Source organism: Lacticaseibacillus camelliae DSM 22697 = JCM 13995 (assembly GCF_001436615.1).
Classification (GTDB): Bacteria; Bacillota; Bacilli; order Lactobacillales; family Lactobacillaceae; genus Lacticaseibacillus; species Lacticaseibacillus camelliae.
The window spans coordinates 13456-29602 of sequence record NZ_AYZJ01000085.1; the positions used below are offsets into that span (position 1 = coordinate 13456).

The 16147-nt window shown below is 57.1% G+C and carries 17 protein-coding genes; 4 read left to right on the forward strand and 13 right to left on the reverse strand.

Going from position 1 to position 16147, the window contains the following annotated elements; translation table 11 throughout:
* Positions 1–52 precede the first annotated feature (52 nt).
* Positions 53–517: a class Ib ribonucleoside-diphosphate reductase assembly flavoprotein NrdI gene (gene nrdI / locus FC75_RS11230; protein WP_054662916.1), complete on the forward strand. Its 465-nt coding sequence runs from the start codon at positions 53–55 to the stop codon at positions 515–517.
* Here nrdI and FC75_RS11235 read toward each other — a convergent pair.
* Positions 514–1434: an alpha/beta hydrolase gene (locus FC75_RS11235; protein WP_056989936.1), complete on the reverse strand. Its 921-nt coding sequence runs from the start codon at positions 1432–1434 to the stop codon at positions 514–516. The genes nrdI and FC75_RS11235 overlap by 4 nt on opposite strands.
* Positions 1435–1533: 99 nt before the next feature.
* On the opposite strand from FC75_RS11235, the gene FC75_RS11240 reads away from it, so the two are divergent.
* Positions 1534–1974, forward strand: coding sequence for a MarR family winged helix-turn-helix transcriptional regulator (locus FC75_RS11240; RefSeq protein WP_054662913.1), 441 nt, complete (start codon positions 1534–1536; stop codon positions 1972–1974).
* Positions 1975–2084: 110 nt separating this feature from the next.
* Here the strand turns inward: FC75_RS11240 and apf are convergent, their stop codons facing one another.
* The 6 genes from apf to FC75_RS11270 all read right to left on the reverse strand — a co-directional run bounded on the left by apf (position 2085) and on the right by FC75_RS11270 (position 6849).
* Positions 2085–2795, reverse strand: a complete 711-nt coding sequence (gene apf, locus FC75_RS11245) for an aggregation-promoting factor (RefSeq protein ID WP_054662910.1) — start codon at positions 2793–2795, stop codon at positions 2085–2087.
* 277 nt (positions 2796–3072) lie between these two features.
* The gene (locus tag FC75_RS11250; RefSeq protein ID WP_056989937.1) at positions 3073–3726 is read right to left on the reverse strand and encodes an HAD hydrolase-like protein; all 654 of its coding nucleotides are present in this window, start codon (positions 3724–3726) and stop codon (positions 3073–3075) included.
* A complete protein-coding gene (locus tag FC75_RS11255) occupies positions 3723–4889 on the reverse strand; it encodes a cation:proton antiporter (RefSeq protein ID WP_056989938.1) in 1167 nt (388 codons plus the stop codon). The genes FC75_RS11250 and FC75_RS11255 overlap by 4 nt, the downstream gene beginning before the upstream one ends.
* A gap of 12 nt (positions 4890–4901) precedes the next feature.
* Positions 4902–5420: a GNAT family N-acetyltransferase gene (locus FC75_RS11260; protein WP_054662907.1), complete on the reverse strand. Its 519-nt coding sequence runs from the start codon at positions 5418–5420 to the stop codon at positions 4902–4904.
* Positions 5421–5545: 125 nt separating this feature from the next.
* On the reverse strand, positions 5546–5866 hold the full coding sequence (locus FC75_RS11265) for a hypothetical protein (RefSeq protein ID WP_054662904.1): 321 nt from the start codon (positions 5864–5866) through the stop codon (positions 5546–5548).
* Positions 5867–5949: 83 nt separating this feature from the next.
* Positions 5950–6849, reverse strand: coding sequence for a proline iminopeptidase-family hydrolase (locus tag FC75_RS11270; protein WP_054662901.1), 900 nt, complete (start codon positions 6847–6849; stop codon positions 5950–5952).
* Between the two features lie 128 nt (positions 6850–6977).
* Here FC75_RS11270 and FC75_RS11275 point away from each other — a divergent pair, with 128 nt between their 5' ends.
* Positions 6978–9323, forward strand: coding sequence for a cation-translocating P-type ATPase (locus FC75_RS11275; protein ID WP_056989939.1), 2346 nt, complete (start codon positions 6978–6980; stop codon positions 9321–9323).
* 48 nt (positions 9324–9371) lie between these two features.
* Here FC75_RS11275 and FC75_RS12840 read toward each other — a convergent pair whose 3' ends face one another.
* The 3 genes from FC75_RS12840 to FC75_RS11290 all read right to left on the reverse strand — a co-directional run bounded on the left by FC75_RS12840 (position 9372) and on the right by FC75_RS11290 (position 10900).
* The gene (locus FC75_RS12840) at positions 9372–9821 is read right to left on the reverse strand and encodes a universal stress protein (protein WP_054662898.1); all 450 of its coding nucleotides are present in this window, start codon (positions 9819–9821) and stop codon (positions 9372–9374) included.
* A 136-nt stretch (positions 9822–9957) separates the two neighbouring features.
* A complete protein-coding gene (locus FC75_RS11285) occupies positions 9958–10305 on the reverse strand; it encodes a hypothetical protein (protein WP_054662895.1) in 348 nt (115 codons plus the stop codon).
* Positions 10306–10405: 100 nt separating this feature from the next.
* Positions 10406–10900 carry a flavodoxin domain-containing protein gene (locus FC75_RS11290; RefSeq protein ID WP_054662892.1) on the reverse strand — a complete coding sequence of 165 codons (495 nt, stop codon included), beginning with the start codon at positions 10898–10900 and terminating at the stop codon, positions 10406–10408.
* Positions 10901–11039: 139 nt separating this feature from the next.
* Here FC75_RS11290 and FC75_RS11295 point away from each other — a divergent pair, with 139 nt between their 5' ends.
* Complete coding sequence (locus FC75_RS11295) at positions 11040–11540, forward strand: thiol peroxidase (protein ID WP_054662889.1); 501 nt, start codon at positions 11040–11042, stop codon at positions 11538–11540.
* Between the two features lie 163 nt (positions 11541–11703).
* On the opposite strand, the gene FC75_RS11300 is transcribed toward FC75_RS11295, so the two are convergent.
* The 3 genes from FC75_RS11300 to FC75_RS11310 form a co-directional block, all read right to left on the reverse strand.
* Positions 11704–13197 (reverse strand): metallophosphoesterase family protein, encoded by a 1494-nt coding sequence (locus tag FC75_RS11300; protein WP_056989940.1) that lies wholly within the window; start codon positions 13195–13197, stop codon positions 11704–11706.
* Positions 13198–13418: 221 nt separating this feature from the next.
* Positions 13419–14405 carry an AEC family transporter gene (locus FC75_RS11305; protein WP_054662881.1) on the reverse strand — a complete coding sequence of 329 codons (987 nt, stop codon included), beginning with the start codon at positions 14403–14405 and terminating at the stop codon, positions 13419–13421.
* A 2-nt stretch (positions 14406–14407) separates the two neighbouring features.
* A complete protein-coding gene (locus tag FC75_RS11310; protein WP_054662878.1) occupies positions 14408–16066 on the reverse strand; it encodes a malolactic enzyme in 1659 nt (552 codons plus the stop codon).
* Positions 16067–16147 lie beyond the last annotated feature (81 nt).

Genomic DNA, 16147 nt, shown 5'->3' on the forward strand with positions numbered 1-16147 from the left:
TTGGGTTCGATTCGTGTTACATTAGACGCATAGCGAAATTAACAAAGGAGCCCTGACTGTGATCAACCTCTTATACATCTCCATTTCCGGCAATACCAGAGCGTTCGCCAACCATCTTGCCGAATACGCCAAAACGCAGCACCAGGCAAACGCGGAACAACCACTGATCCATTTGGAGGAGGTCTCCGACGCCACCCAAAACGAAGGCGAAACGGCGCCTTACTTTGTGATGATCCCCACGTACTTGGACGGCGGCAACGGGATTGACAACGGCTTTCACGAGCTGATGACCACGGCGATGGGCGACTACCTGCGCGAACCCGGCAACGCCGCGTGGTGCCGCGGCATTATCGGCTCGGGCAATCGCAACTTTAACGAGCAGTACTGCCTGACGGCCAAAGAATACTGCAAGGAATTTAATGTTCCGTTCCTGGCCGACTACGAGCTGCGCGGCACCGATAAAGACGCCAGCCGCATTTACGCCATCCTAGTCAAAGTCGCCCAGGCTGACGCTTAACGCCAGTGAGCATTGAACCAGCCCACCACGCGCGCCTGGTAACGCTGCGGTTGCATTTTCAGACTCTGGGCATGCCCGGCTTTGGGCACGATCCAGAGCTTTTTCTCGCTATGATCGGCGGCGTATTCACGATGCACCATGCTGGTTGGCACGAAGGTGTCCTTGGCCCCGTGGATGAAAAAGATGGGCCGACTGTTGTGGTTCAGCGCGGCGATAGTCGAGGCGGCAAACACGTTGTACCGGCCAACGCTTGCCGTCAGCGCCACCGCGGGAATCAACGGGTAGCGCGGCAGGGAAAACAGTTCCCGGCCCTGGGCCGCCAGCTCGTCCATGATACTGGTGTAACCGCAGTCCTCAACAATGGCGACCACCTGCTTGGGCAATTTTTCACCGCTCAGATACATCACCGTTGCCCCACCCATCGAGACGCCGTAAAAACCGATTTGACTGTTGGGGCCCACGCGCCGGATCACCCGGTTGATCCACTTCAGGTAGTCCAGCCGGTCCGCGTAGCCATACCCAATGTAATTGCCTTGCGACTGGCCATGGCCGCGGTCATCCGGCGCCAGAACGTTGAAGCCCGCTTCATGAAAGAATTCGATCTGGCGCGCCATGTCCTCCTTAGTATTCATGTAGCCATGGGCGACGACAATCGTTTTGGCGGTCGCCTGTGTTGCGGGGACCCAGTCGGCAACCAGTTGCAGGTTCGAGCCAGCGGCCGTTTCTCTCCAAGTTTGCTTATTGATGCGGTGCAGCCAGTTCTGTGCCTGCGCCACTGCCGGCTCAGTCTTGTTACTGAGAAAAGTTTTGCGGCTGGGAACAAAGGCATAGTTGTAGAAGTATAGCGACGCACCGGCCATCGCAGCAACAATGACCATCCCGAGGCTGCTCAAGAGAATTGTCCATTTGCGTTTCATTATGGGTCTCCAATCGATCAAATTTTCCAGCGATAATGGTTGGCGAACAATGCAATTTACGTTAGACTTATGGTAATGATACGGAGGAGGCACCAACCCATGAACGAAAAAGCGTTACGCGCCGGCTTCATCGACATTTACTTTGGTCTGATCAAGCACGTTGAGGCGGATCTTTCCCGCCCGCTGGAAGACTTTAAGCTATCGTTTGAACAATACCAGATAATGACCGACCTTGCCAACAACGAGGCCACGACGCTAACTGACATCGTCAAACGGCGCAAGGTGACCAAACCGGCAATTGCCCGGCAGCTCCGAGTCCTGCGCGACCTGGGTTACGTCTCCCAAACCACTGCCAAGGACGACCACAGGCGCCGCATTCTCCAGCTCACGCCCCTTGGCAAGCGCATCGAGGCCGAGGCCACCAAGGCCTCCAATGCGGCCTTCGACCAGTGGGTCCAAATTCTCGGCGAGGATAAGCTGCTTGCGCTGCTCACCATGCTGCAAGACGCCGAGAATCAACTTCATCAGACGCAACATTAAACGCAAAAGACGCGATCTCGCTAACTGCTGGGATCGCGTCTTTTATCTTGGCAGCAAAAACACCGAAACCCATAACCGGTTTCGGTGTCAACTTAAGTGGCAAATTAAGCTTAGTACCAGCCGTACGCGTTGGAGTGCGCCAAGGCGTTGGACCAGCTGCCGTAACGGCTGGCCACGTACTGATCAGCGACGCGTTCCTGATTTGCGGCAGAGTAATCGCCGTGCAGGTATGAATTGCTGAGCTGATACTTGCCAATATACTGGCCGTTGCGCGCGCCGTATGAACCACCGGATTCACGCTGGGCAATGGCGGCCTTAGCGGCGGCTTCACTGCCAGTGGCAGAGCTAGAATAACTGGTTGCCCGCGGCGTGGTGCGAGGTGCGCTGTAGGTCTTTGACACCGTGGCCGTGCGAGGCTGCGGTTGCGCCGCCTGCGTGGTTGTTCTCGCGGCAGGGGCACTGGTTGAAGAAGCAGCGGTCCCAGTCAGCTTCAGGACCTGGCCCACAATCAGCAGGTTAGGATTTTGAATGTTGTTGAAGCTGATCAGATTTGACTGACTAACACCAGTGCTGGACGCAATGTCCGACAGCGTGTCGCCGGCCTTAACGGTGTAAGTCTTAGGCGCGGCTGGCTTGGCTGGAGCCTTCGTCACAGTCAGGACCTGGCCGACGTGGATCAGGTTCTTATTCGCCAACTGATTGGCGACAGCCAGCTTGTCGGCGTTTGTGTTGATGGCTGCGGCAATCGCAGACAGGGTGTCACCCGCTTTAACCACGTACTCATCGGTGGTAGCCGCATCAGTGGTATTGGCGTGGCCCATGACCACTGCTGTGCTTAGTGCTGCTGCCGTTGTGAAGAGCCATGCTAAATGTGAGTTTTTGATAATTGTTCACTCCTATATGTTCGTCCAGTAACAATTCAACATTTACCATGTTAACGACTTAAGGTCACAGGGAAGCCACAGGAATGTTACGATTAATCGTAAATTTGTCTTATTGTCATGAAAATGTCGCATAACTGGGTCAAAATTCAATTTTTTGCCTCAAAAACGCAAAAAAGCGCCTGCCCGCAATGTGACAGACGCAAACCCAATTCTGTTACAAAAGCGCGGCCACCCCGCTAGGCAGTTCGGCCGGTGCAGCGATCACAGCAGTGGCGTGGGCCTGACGCAATTCGGCCAAATCGCCGAAGCCGTACGTCACCCCCAGCGTTTTGACGTGGTTGTTGGCCCCACCGATCATATCAGTGTCACGGTCGCCAATCATCAACGACTGCTGGCGGTCCGCACCACTTTCCTGTAGTGCGTATTCCAGTACCGCTGTTTTGGAGGAGCGCTCCCGCTCGTCCATCGTGGCGCCGTACAGCCCAGTAAAGTAGCGGTTCAGCCCAAAGCGCTCGGCAATTTGGGTCACCATCGGTTCGGGCTTCGCCGACGCAATATTCAACTGGTACCCCGCGTGCAGCAACCGGTCCAAGGCGTCCAAAATCCCGGGGTAAAGCGTCTGTTGAAAAATGCCTTTTGCCAGGTAAAACTCGTGATAATACTGAATCGTTTGGTCGACCTCGGCCGCCGACAGCGCCGGATAGTATTTGTTAAGGCTACTGCCCAGCGACGGGCCGATGAACTGGCGGTAAGTGTCGTCATCAAGCAGCGGCAGGTGCTGTTTTTGAATCATGTAATGAATACTATTGATGATTCCTTCCTGAGAATCGGCAATGGTGCCGTCTAAGTCAAAAAACAGAGTCTTCAAGCATTTTCCTCCTGTGCACGGTGACGGTTCAAAGCATCTTTCAGCATGAATGGCGCAATCAGAGTGGTCAAAATGATGACAATGATCACGCTGGAATAAAAATCGCGGTGCAGCAAATTTGCGTCAAAGCCAATTTGGGCAACAATCAGCGCCATCTCACCCCTGCTGACCATCCCCGCACCAATGATATTGGCCTCGTGCCAGGACATCCCAGATAGCTTCGCCCCGGCGCCGCAGCCGACCCACTTGGTCAAAAGCGCCAACACGGTCATGATGAGAATGAACCAGAAATCCCGGCCGATGCTGTCCAGGCGCATGTTCATGCCGATTGAAACAAAGAACACGGGAATGAATACGGCGTACCCGATGGACTCAAGCGCCTTGTCCACCTCGGCGCGGTACTTGGTTTCGCTGACGGCGACCCCGGCAAAAAAGGCGCCGATGACCGCGGACAGGCCGAACAAATCCGCCAGGTAGGCCATGCCCAAGCACAACAGCAGTGACCCAATCGTCACCGACGAGCTGGGCAGCAGGCGCTCCGCGAGGTGCATCACAAACGGTGCCAGCCACTTGACCACCAGGAAAATCAGCCCGAAGTAAACGACTTCCTCCAGCAGCGTCAGCCACAACGGGGCCGTGCTCTTGGCGTTGCCGGTGCCGAACACGCTGACGGCCACGCTCAGAATGATCACCGTCAGGATGTCGTCGACCACCGCAGCGCCCAAAATTGTGGCGCCGCTTTTGCTATCTAAGGCATCCAGTTCCTTGAGCACCTCCACCGAAATCGAAACCGACGTTGCGGCGTAGGTAATGCCCAGAAAAGCGGCGGCAACAAACGAGAAGCCCCACAGCTCGGCAAACACGAAGATGGTCACGACCGGGACAATGACGCCGATCACCGCCACCAGCACCCCAGGCCGAAAATACTTTTTCAGCAACGTGAGGTCACTTTCTAGGCCGGCGATGAACATCAGCAGCACCACCCCGATTTCCGAGAACTCGCTGATCATGGTGCTGGGATGGATCCAGTTGAGCACCGCGGGGCCAAACAGGATGCCGGCAAGCAGCTCGCCGATCACCGCCGGGATCCCGAGCTGTAGACTAAAATGGCTTAAAATCAGCGTGGCAAACAGGATCAGCGCCAGTGTCCCCAAATAGCCCATATGTCCTCCTTATTACGGCAGTAGTAGCTGGTAAGCGTTGCGCTCCGGCACGGGTTCGTCCAAGTACACGACGCCGCGGTAAGTAAACCCGTTGCCTAAAATGACGTGCTGCATGATCTGGTTCTGCGCGTGCGTGTCAATGCGCAGGTCGCGGAACCCCCTGCCGTAAGCCTCGGTGATGAGATTCGACATGAAGAACTTGCTGAGGTGCTGACCGCGAATCTTGGCCGAAACAGCGAAGCGGTGGATCATCATGTACGGTGCATTGCCCTGCCAACCGGCGCCATCAATTTTGCCGTAGAACGGGTCGGGTCCTTCCAGCAGGCTGGCATTGCCGGCCACTAAGTCATCGACCATTAGCAGCCGGTTGGTCCCCTTTTGAATGTCGGCTTCGACCGCGGGCTGGTCCGGGTACGTGCCCTGCCACTGGTTGATGTGCTGGGCATGCAGGAATGCCCGCGCGTCATCGATGATCCCCATGATTGCCGGAATATCTGCCTCTGTGCCTTTACGTACGTAAATAGTTGCCATACTGTGCCTCCGCCCAAAAATTGTAATAGTAGATTTATTGTCGCGCAAATCCGCCCACTTGGCAATTTAACTGCGCGCAGGCACCAAAAAAGCCGCTTGCAAGCGCAAAGACGGCTTTATCAGGCTTATTCAGTTGGCAGTTCGTGATGCGCCATCAGTTTCATCGGTGGCTTGGGACCGTGGTGCCGGCCGCAGTGTGGGCCGTGGTGCGGCATCATCGCGCGCAGCTTAGCCTGCTTGGTCCGTTCTTTTTCGGCCTTCAGCTTCTGGTGGGCCAAGATCACTTGGGTGGTGCCAATGATCATCAGTGCGATCGGCACCACGTGAATGACAGCCAGCGGGACCACCAGATCAGGATTTTCTTTGATCGTGTTATCAAACGTGTGCAACGGTTCTGACGCGGTATCTGCAAGTTTGTTCACAAGTGCCTTGGTGTCCTTGAACATGTGCATCGCCTCCTGAGTCCATCATACCAATCTCGCCGCTAAATGTAACCGCTAACGCCTGACTATTTTAACAGTCATGCCGCCTAGCGATTTTGCGCCGCCAGCCACTCACCCAGGTGCTGGAAGTAATCCACCGGGTTGTCGAGCATCTGGCCGTGGCCAGCATTCGGGGTGATGTGCAGCGTTGCGTGCGGAATGGCTTTTTGCATGCGCTGAGCCGCCGCCAGCGGCATGGTTTCGTGGCCGCCAAACGTCAAGTACGTCGGCACCGTGATCTTACCGATATCCGCACGCCGGTCCCAATCCTTCAGTGCGCCCACCATAACGAACTCATTGTCGCCCTGGAAGTAGTTGTACACTGCTGTGGCCATGGTCGAAATCAGATGGCGCGGCTGCGGGTCGGCGGCATGATGCAGGTAATGCTCGCCCAACTCGGCGACCAGCTGCTGGTACTTCGGATCGTCAAAAGCATGATCAGCTTCGATGTGCTTCATGTAAGCCACCTGGGCCGGCGAAAACATTTTCTCGCGAATGGCGTTAATGTGATCAATGTACTCGGCCAAGTTGTCGATCATCGAGCTGAGGATCAACCCCTTCAGGTGGGCACCGTACTTCAGGGCGTACTCGATGGCGAGCACCCCGCCCCAGCTTTGGCCGAGCAGGTAAAAGTGATCCAGCCCCAGCTGCTTGCGGACTTCCTCGACCTCATCCACGTAATAAGGAATGTTCAAGAATTTTTCCCGAACGGCCGGGTCGGTCCAGTCGGGCTGATCCGAGTACCAAGAACCCAGCTGATCGTAGCGCGTGACTTGCACGCCATACGGGGCCAGGCGCTCGGCGAAGTTTTCAAACACTTCGTTCGTGCCACCCGGGCCGCCGTGCAGCGTCATCAGCTGAATCTCGCCTTGGCCGCGCGTCTGCGTCCACAGGTGGTAGCCGTTCGCCAACGTCACAAAATGGGTCCCGTTTGGTGCTGTTTTCATTGATCATCAACTCCTCTGCAATCAATTATGCACCTTTTTGCGCGCGATAAAAATCTCTTAAGCAAGGGTAATTCACCGTCGACTTGGCCCCAATTCGGTAAAATAGAGAAAAGGAAGGAAGTGGCTCAATGGCTTTTGAACCCACGCCCTTAACCGGGCTGACCAGCCAGCAAGTGAAAGAAAAAATCGCGGCCGGCGAGCACAACACCAAGCCGGTCAGTTTGACCCGCTCCCCCAGCGCCATCATCAAGCGCAACACGCTGACCCTGTTCAACTTCGTCAACCTGGCCCTTGGGGTGCTGATTGCCACGACGGGCAGCTACGCCAACTTGCTGTTTCTGTTCGTTGCCATCATCAACACCGCCATTGGGACCTTCCAGGAACTGCGCGCGAAGCGGCAACTCGATAAAATGACGATCCTGGCCGAAACCCCGGCCCAGGTCATGCGCGAGGGCCAATTAGTTGCCATCCCGCAGGAAAAGCTTGTGCTGGGTGATTTGATCCAGCTGCACCGCGGCGACCAAATTCCCGTCGACGGCAAGGTCCGACAAACCGCCGGCGTCGAGGTCGACGAAAGCCCCTTGACCGGCGAAGCCAACGCCATCGATAAGCGCACGGGCGATGCCCTGCTGTCAGGCAGCTTCATCGTGGCCGGGCAAGTGCTGATGCAGGCCACTGCGGTTGGCCAAGCCACGTTCGCCGCCAAAATTACGGATTCGGCCAAGACCGCGCGGCATCCCCAGAGCCAGCTGCTCGCCACCATCAACCGCATCATTCAAATCCTGACTTACGTGCTGATCCCACTGGGCGCGGTCTACTTCACCGTCGCCATGATCCGCCGCGGCAATTACAACCGGGCCATCCTGTCCACCGCGGCCGCGATGATCGGCATGATTCCCGAGGGCCTAGTGCTGCTGACCAATGTCGCGCTGGCGGTTTCATCCATGAACTTGGGCCGCAAGCGCGTGCTCGTCAGCGCGCTGCCAGCAATCGAGGCGCTGGCCCGCGTCGATGTGCTTTGCCTAGACAAAACCGGCACGATCACGTCTGGCCAGCTCCGCGTCGCCGGCGTCTATCCCGAAGCGGGTGAAACCGAGGACACCGTCAGTGCCGCGGCCTCGGCGGTGACTTACGCGCTAAACGATGACAACGAAACGGCGCTGGCCATCAAACAGGCGTGGCCGCAAGCCCCGAGTGTGACCACTGTCAGCACCGTTCCCTTCTCCTCTTCACGCAAGTGGTCCGGGGCCACGTTTGCGGACGGGCACAGCCTGCTGATGGGCGCACCCGAATTTATCTTCGGTGCCAGCCTGCCTGAAGCCAGTCGGCGCCGAATTGAAAAAGCCACGCAGGCCGGTTTTCGGGTCCTGGCGGTTGCGGCAACCGACCAAGGCCTTCAGCCGCCTCTGCAACAGGTGCGCCTGCTGGGCTTTATCACCATTGCCGACGAGGTCCGTCCCGCTGCGGCCGAGACCCTCGCATTCTTCGGCACCCAGGACGTGACCCTGAAAGTCATCTCCGGTGATAACCCGCTGACCGTCGCCAACGTGGCACAGCAAGCAGCGCTGCCGCACGCAGACCGCGCCATCGATATGAGCACTGTCCCTGACGACACGGATTTTACCTCCCTTGCCGAGCAGTACACCGTTTTTGGCCGCGTAACGCCGCCGCAGAAAAAGCAGCTGATCGCCGCGCTGCAGCAAGACGGCCACACTGTCGCGATGACCGGCGATGGCGTCAACGACGTGCCGGCCTTGCGCCAGTCTGACTGCGCGATTGCGATGGCCAGCGGCGCTGAGGCCGCCAAGTCGATTGCGGACTTCACCTTGCTGGACTCAAACTTCGATGCCATGACCGGTGTGCTCAACGAAGGCCGCCGCGTCATCAACAACATTGAGCGGGTGGCCTCGATGTACCTGATCAAAACGATTTTCTCGGTGATTCTCACGGCAATTTTCGTCTTTTTACCGCTGGATTACCCAATCACGCCAATCAACCTGACCCCGGTGTCGGCGATCTGCGTGGCGCTTCCGTCGTTCTTCCTCACCCTGGAGCCAAACTTCACGCGGGTCACCGGCCACTTCCTGCAAAAGGTGATGACCGTAGCTGCCCCGGCCGCACTGGCAGTCGTCCTGTACACGCTGCTGCTGACACGCTTTGAGTACGTGTTTAACTGGTCGTTTGGCCTGACCTCCACATTGGTGGTGTTCATGATCGGCGTCATTGAGTACCACGTGGTGCTGCTGGTCGCGCGGCCGTTCAACCGGTACAAAGCGGCCATGGTGCTGCTCGTCGCGGGGCTGTTCTTCCTGACCTTCTTCGCGGCCAACCACCTCTTCGCTTTAGCGAACCTGTGGGACTGGTCACGGGCCATATTTTACCTGCCGCTTTTGGCCTCCAGCTTACCGGTATACATGCTGCTTCAGGAATTTCTGGGACGGCGCATCTTGTCCAGAATCAACTGGCGCTTCTAGCGTGCAAAAGGCCATCGCAAGAAAAATTGCGATGGCCTTTTGAGTTATCTAAGCGTTGGGGTTGGCGACGATCAGCACATCACACGGCGCGTTTTCAGTGACGAAGCTGGCCACCGATCCAATGAACATGCGCGAGGTCAGCCGCTTACTGGAGCGGCCGAGGATGATGAGACTGCTGGCATAATCTTTGGGCGCATCAAGCGCGACCACGGTGCGCGGATTGCCAAAGCGCAGGTGCGTGCGCACTTCGATGCCCCGCGCTCGCAGCGGCTTGGCCTGCTCTTCCAGCTCGATTTCCGCCCGCGTTTCGGCGTTGTACAAAATCGTGCCGTCCACGTCAGGCTGCTGAGAAAAGCCGACCTGGTAGCTGCGCGTGTCGATCACATACAGCAGGTCGATGCTGGCGTCGGCCACGTCGGTGATTGCCACCGCCTTTTCCAGCGCCGCGACGCCGGCGGCAGAACCATCAAACGCCACTAAGATCCGGTCTTTTGTCATCTGGACCACTCCCTTCCCCTTATTTGTACCATATCCAGGCGAACTGGCGGGAACAATAGGGGCCGGCGTCACATTATTTTTTGACCGAGCTAAAAAGGCCGTCACCTGCAGTTCCAGGTAACAGCCTTCAGCCAGTTTAATAGTACCGGCTGTGGTTAAAGAAATTGAGCTTAGCGACCACGGTGTTCTCGTCGCTGTATGGTTGTGGGACCACGAACAGCCCCAAGGCGTCGAGGTGCTTATGCACATTGTTGGTCACCGCAATTTCAAGCTCGGCCGGATCCAACTGCGGCGCGGTTTTAGCCGCAATGGCCATCAACTCATCTAAGTCGATGATAATGGTGTCGACAAAATGGTCGCTCAACTGCGTGTAAACCGCCGCGACCTGAGCGTCTACGTAGTCCGTGACAGCCTTGAACAAATCGGCGTTTTTTGCCTTCAAGTTGTAGTAGCGGGTCACCAGCTGGTTGTTATCGATTGTCATAGTTACCTCCGGGTTTCGTTTGGCTTTAGTGTACCAAATTTTCCAGCCACCTGCCGGCCGCTTCCGGAGTGCCCACACAGCAAAACTTTTTTTGCCAGCGCTAAATTGCCCCGCTGGCCTCCAGCCTGGCCACCTCGTCAAGCAGCGGCCGCACCGCCCCAACGCCGCCAGCCGGGGGCTTTTCCTTGAGCTTGCGTTTTTGCGAGTAGTACGGCAGCTTGATGCGCAGCGGCATGGTGTCGGGGTTCATTTCGCCGTCAAAGTAAAACAGCTGCGGCTGCGTGTGACAGCTGCGAAATGTGTGCTGGCGCAACTGCTGCAGATCAATTTGGGTCGGCGGCAGAAGGCCCGTGCCAAAAACGATCAGCTGATGCGGCAGCGCCAACTGATACTGCTGGTAGAAAGGCCGAAAGCCGGCCACGCCGCCGCGCTTGGTGGCGTGCGCGCCGTAAATCACCAGCCGCGTGTGGATCAGGTCATCCGGGGTGACAAACGCGACATCAAGCACTTCACAGTGCAGCACCCGCGCGATCCACAGCGCGTATCCCTGTGTGAAGCCGGTCTGCGACGAATAGACAATAACTGTTTGGCCCATGATGTCCCCCTCCTTATCAGATTACCCACTGGTACACGATAATTGTAGCAAGACGCCCCGTCTGTCGGCCACTCGCAGGGCCTGCCAAACTGAAGTGGATATGCTACACTGGGGGTAGATTGCAAAAGGAGGCTACATCATGCAAATCACTCGTCATGGCGAAGCACAAGAGACAAACGGCCAGCCACCATTGATTGGACACGTACTGCCACAGTTCAACGTGACCACTGCCGCTGAGACGCCGTTTGACCAGTCCCACCTCAAGGGCCGCTACAGCCTGATTTCGGTGGTGCCAGACATTGACACGCGCGTCTGCAGCATTTCCACCAAAAACTTTAACCAGGCCGCCGACCGGTTCGACGGTATTAACTTCTACACCATTTCCACCAACACCACTGCCCAACAAAACGACTGGTGCGCCAACGAAGGCGTGAAGAATATGCACCTGCTTTCAGATGTGGACGGCAGTTTCGGCAAAGCGATGGGCCTGTATGTGGCGACCAATAACACGGACGCCCGCAGTGTCTGGATCACCGATCCCGAGGGCAAAGTCGTTTACCGTGAGCTGATTTTAGAACAAACCAATGAACCTGATTACGATAGCGCGCTGGCCTACCTTGAGACCCACGCAAAACACTGATCTCTGCTAAAAAATGAGGCTGAGACACAAAGCGGTTTTAGCCCAAAACGCAGGCGTCCCTGCATCACGATTCGCACTTCGAATCGAGATGCAGGGGCGTTTGCGTGTCTGGGCGTTGCTTTGTGGAACGCGACTAGGCTAATTTTGTCTAAGCCTGATTTTTTTACGGTGCTTTCAACGCATTTAGCTGCGCCACCATGCTGTCGACGGCTGGCTGAGTCGCCGCCCGGTCCTTCAGCAGGTAACGTGCCTGGGCCAGTAGCAACCGGCTGGCTGCATCGGCCCCCTGTCCGTGTGCGGCGATGGCTGCCTCGAGGCCCGTGCGGTCAATTCGAGGAAAAACGCCTACTAACAGGCGCTGCGCCTCGTCCACCAGCGCAGCCAGCTGCGCGTCGCTGAACCTGATCATTTGCGGGGTCACCTCCGCCAGCCGCGCCTGGACAAACTGCCGGGTCAACCGGGCCTCCACCGAGGCCTCAGCGGCCTGACCATGCGTCAGGTTTTCGCTCAGCCGCCCCAGCGTCTCAGTTGCGTCGTCACGCCGGGCAAAGTACGCGTGGTAAGGCTTGAGATCTAACGGAGGGCAGAGTGGCCGCCGCGGCCGGGCATTGCCAATCAGTTCGGCCACCTGAGCCTGCACCGACGGGCCAAACAACTGCTGTGCCGGCGCGTCCGGCGTGGCATCGGTGCGCGGATCGTCAAAAGTGGCGGTCGCATAACTGCGGTGCAGCAGCTGCAAAGCCCGGACCCCAGCGGCCGCGTCCTGCTTGGCAATACTTGGCAGCGCCGCCGCAAGCGTCGTTGTTTTCAGGCTCAAATCGTACTGCGGCAGCGGCCGGTTGATGGCCAGATCCCACGCCGCAAACTTCATTGTTCGCGCGGTAAACGTGCAGTAATACGCCAGTCCGGCCCCATCATACCCGTTTTCACTCAGCGCAAACGCAGGCAGGTCGATGCACGTGCCAAAATCGCGCGGGATGGCCTCCGCCACGCCAAACCCATTGTGGATGTGACCGGACAAAATGAAGGTGTTCGGATGCCGACGCAGCACGTCTTTGATCACGGCATCCTGAATGCCAAAGCCACCGCCAAAATTACTGCGCCAGTGCGTGTCCCGCAGCGCCTGGTGGACCAGCACCAGGTTTTTCTGGCCGCCGTCCTCGCCGGCCTGTAGTTCGTCGTCGAGCCAGGCCACCTGCTGGGCAGAGATGTAGGCGCCATCCTTAAGACCCTTTTCGGAGTTCATCACAATGAAGTGGTAATCGCCCAGGTCCACCGTAAAGTATGGCTGCCAAGGCTTGGCCCCTGGCACGCGACTCAAATAGTGCGCCTGATACTCTGGCATGGTGACCTGCCGAAAGTATTCGGGGTCACTTTCCTGGTCGTTGTCGTAATCCAGCTGATGCGGGCCGCGGACATCATGGTTGCCCAGGCAGACGATCAGCTGATCGGCAGGGACGCGCTCCAGCGAGGACCACGCGTCCTGGAACTGCGCCGGGTCTCCCCAATCGGTCACATCACCGGCGATCACCAAGGCCGCATTGGGATCAAGGCGGTGCATGTTGACCAGCGCGTGATGAAAGGCCGCGGTGGTGTGGCGCGTGCTGCCCAAGTGCAAATCAGCGAGGATAAAAAGGTGCAGACTGCCCAGATCCATTGACGAAGCGCTCCTTTCGCTCATGTCCAGCCAGGGGTAACGAGGCTGGCAATTTGTCGACGAATTGTCGACCGTTCGCATAAGTTTGTTAATTTCTAGGGTACACCCATGCTCAGAATTATGAAAGCCTATTCAAGACGCAGGCCTTTTCTACCGCATCAAAACGACGCAATCGGGTAGCCGATTGCGTCGTTCGGTAACTATTTAAATGTGATCACCAATTACATGCCTTGAATCAACAGCATGATGATTGGCACCACAATAACGAATAGCACTGTGGATAAGGTTACCACGTTGGTCGCGTACTCGACATCACCGTGGCCTTCAGTGGCGAGAATCGGCAGCACAGCAAGGCCAGGGGCAGAAGCCTGAACGATCAGCGTCTTGGCTTCAAGACTCGGCACCTGGAAGCCGGCCTTAAGCCCAATCGTGATCAGCGCGAAGATCAAAAGCGGTGCGACCACGAAACGACCGAGCAAAGCGACCACGGAATCGCGGTCAAACTTGATGGTCTTGAAACCGGCCTTGGCCAGAATGATCCCGATGTAAATCAGAGACAGTGGGGTTACCAGACTACCGACATACGTCATCGCGTTAACCACAAAGCTGAGCCAGCCGACGTGAACGAACGGAATGTTGAACAGCAGGAAAACCAGTGCGACCAGGAACCCAACCAGTGGGGCTGGCAGGAGCTTTTTCCAGTTGAAGCTGGCCTTCGTGCCGATTTCACCGGCGACCTTGGTCGGGTCATCCCAGCTCATCAAAAACGCCCCCAGCGTCCAGGTGGACACGGTGTTGACCACGTAGTACATCAGGAAGTACGCGGTCGCCTTGTCACCGAACAGCGCCATGTTAAGCGGCAGGCCAATGAAGATGGTGTTAGCGTTGACGAACATGTTGATGAACGTCCCGCGCCGCCCCGGGCGTACTTTAAGCAGCTTGACCAGAATGAAGGCGACAATGTAGCCCAGCGCCACTGCGCCGAAGCCGTAAACCAGCCCGGAAGACAGGCTGATCAGCTTGCTGCGGGTCAGCCGCTGCAGGACCTGGATGAAGATGGACGCTGGCAGCGCCACCTTCATCAACAGGTTAGAGATCGTTTGACCGAACTTTTCATCAAACCAGCCGTTGTGCTGGAGAATGTAGCCTAGCGCGATCATCAAAACAATGGTTAAAACACTTTCGATACTCGTGTATAAGGCAGTCACAATTAGTCCTCCACTTCTACATCGGTGAGGTCGCGGTATTCAGGGGACCACTGCATGTCAGCGACCGCCTGTTTAACGTCAGCGATCGGTTCTTCGTTCAGGCCATCCTTGACGGCCTGAGTCGCCACCGCAATCGCGACCGTCTTGCTGAACTGATCCAGCTTGGAGACTGGCGGCAGCACGGCAGCGCCGGCCTTGTCAGGGTCAACCAGACCACCCAGGCTGTGGGCAGCGGCAGAGATCATCGCGTCAGACAGCAATTTGCTGGTTGCGGCAATCGTACCCAGGCCCAGTCCTGGATAAACCAGGGCGTTGTTGGCTTGGCCGATGGCGTAAGTCACGCCGTTGTAGTCAACGTCAGCGGCCGGAATGCCAGTCGCAACCAACGCGCGCCCCTCGGTCCACTTGATCAGGTCTGCCGCTTTCGCCTCCGCCAGCTTGGTCGGATTGGACAGTGGGAAGATGATCGGGCGTTCAGTGTGCGCTGCCATTTCGGCGACGATCGGCTGCGTGAAGCTCCCAGGTTGCGTCGAGGTGCCAACCAGGACTGTTGGGTGCACGGCCTTAACGGCAGCTTCCAGAGACGTCAGCTCAGCCGCGTTTTTGAACTCACTACGGCTGCGCGCAAACGGCTTTTGCGCCGGGGTCAGCGTGTCGTCATCGTCAAAGAGCAGGCCCTGCTTGTCGACCAGGTAGAAGTGCTTCTTGGCTTCGGCCGGATCCATGCCCTGCTGCAGGAACTCGTCGTACACGCGCTGGGTGATGCCGGCGCCGGCAGTCCCGGCCCCAAAGCTCATGTACACCTGGTCGGTCAGCTTTTGCTTGGAGATGTTCATGGCCCCAAACAACCCGGCCAGCACGATGATCCCTGTGCCTTGGATGTCGTCGTTGAAAGTCGTGATCTTGTCCTTGTACTGATTGAGGATGTCAGCTGCGTTGGCGCGGCCGAAGTCCTCAAAGTGCAGGTACAGGTGTGGGAACAGCTTCTCGGCCGTCGCCACGAACTTGTCAACGAAGGCGTGATACTTTTCGCCGTAGATGCGGTCGTGACGCACCCCAAGGTACAGGTCATCTTCCAGCAGTTCCTTGCGCGTGGTGCCGGCGTCTAAAACGACAGGTAGGACCTGACTCGGGTCGATGCCAGCGGCGCCGGTGTACACCATCAGCTTGCCGACCGCAATGTCGACGCCCTGCGTGCCCCAATCGCCGATGCCGAGGATGCCTTCCCCGTCGGTGACCACAATCAGTCGAATGTCACGACCGTTGGCACTGCGGCGCAAAGCCGCTTCCATGTCATCCTGCGCGTCAATGCTCAGGTAAGTCGCGTTTTGCGGCTCGATGAACAGTGCGGAGTAGTTTTCGATGAAATCGGCAATGGTTGGATCGTAAACAATCGGCATGAATTCAACAATGTGCTCAGAGAACAGTTTGTAAAACAGCACATGGTTCACATTGAACAGCTGCATCAAGAACTGACGCTTGGCGACCGGGGTCGGCTTACTTTCCAACTGGGCGTAAGCTTGAGTCACCTGCTGATCCAGCGTCTGGATGGCGCTTGGCAACAGGCCATTCAGCCCATACTTAGCGCGCTCTTCGGCGGTGAAAGCCGTGCCCTTGTTTAAAAATGGATCGTGAAGCAATTGTTCTGGTGTGTATTTCATGTCGTGTTCCTCCTATTTGATTACAGGAGTCACTTTACGCGGCTAACAAAAATATAGTCAAACAGCCCAAGAGCCATACGA

What these genes read in the sequence shown, in the direction of transcription:
- FC75_RS11295 (WP_054662889.1), top strand. Translation starts at nt 11,040, where the DNA reads ATGCAAATCACTCGTCATGGCGAAGCACAAGAGACAAACGGCCAGCCA.
- FC75_RS11255 (WP_056989938.1), bottom strand. Translation starts at nt 4,889, where the DNA reads ATGGGCTATTTGGGGACACTGGCGCTGATCCTGTTTGCCACGCTGATT.
- FC75_RS11270 (WP_054662901.1), bottom strand. Translation starts at nt 6,849, where the DNA reads ATGAAAACAGCACCAAACGGGACCCATTTTGTGACGTTGGCGAACGGC.
- FC75_RS12840 (WP_054662898.1), bottom strand. Translation starts at nt 9,821, where the DNA reads ATGACAAAAGACCGGATCTTAGTGGCGTTTGATGGTTCTGCCGCCGGC.
- FC75_RS11285 (WP_054662895.1), bottom strand. Translation starts at nt 10,305, where the DNA reads ATGACAATCGATAACAACCAGCTGGTGACCCGCTACTACAACTTGAAG.
- FC75_RS11260 (WP_054662907.1), bottom strand. Translation starts at nt 5,420, where the DNA reads ATGGCAACTATTTACGTACGTAAAGGCACAGAGGCAGATATTCCGGCA.
- FC75_RS11275 (WP_056989939.1), top strand. Translation starts at nt 6,978, where the DNA reads ATGGCTTTTGAACCCACGCCCTTAACCGGGCTGACCAGCCAGCAAGTG.
- FC75_RS11300 (WP_056989940.1), bottom strand. Translation starts at nt 13,197, where the DNA reads ATGGATCTGGGCAGTCTGCACCTTTTTATCCTCGCTGATTTGCACTTG.
- FC75_RS11265 (WP_054662904.1), bottom strand. Translation starts at nt 5,866, where the DNA reads ATGTTCAAGGACACCAAGGCACTTGTGAACAAACTTGCAGATACCGCG.
- FC75_RS11235 (WP_056989936.1), bottom strand. Translation starts at nt 1,434, where the DNA reads ATGAAACGCAAATGGACAATTCTCTTGAGCAGCCTCGGGATGGTCATT.
- FC75_RS11290 (WP_054662892.1), bottom strand. Translation starts at nt 10,900, where the DNA reads ATGGGCCAAACAGTTATTGTCTATTCGTCGCAGACCGGCTTCACACAG.
- FC75_RS11240 (WP_054662913.1), top strand. Translation starts at nt 1,534, where the DNA reads ATGAACGAAAAAGCGTTACGCGCCGGCTTCATCGACATTTACTTTGGT.
- FC75_RS11310 (WP_054662878.1), bottom strand. Translation starts at nt 16,066, where the DNA reads ATGAAATACACACCAGAACAATTGCTTCACGATCCATTTTTAAACAAG.
- apf (WP_054662910.1), bottom strand. Translation starts at nt 2,795, where the DNA reads ATGGGCCACGCCAATACCACTGATGCGGCTACCACCGATGAGTACGTG.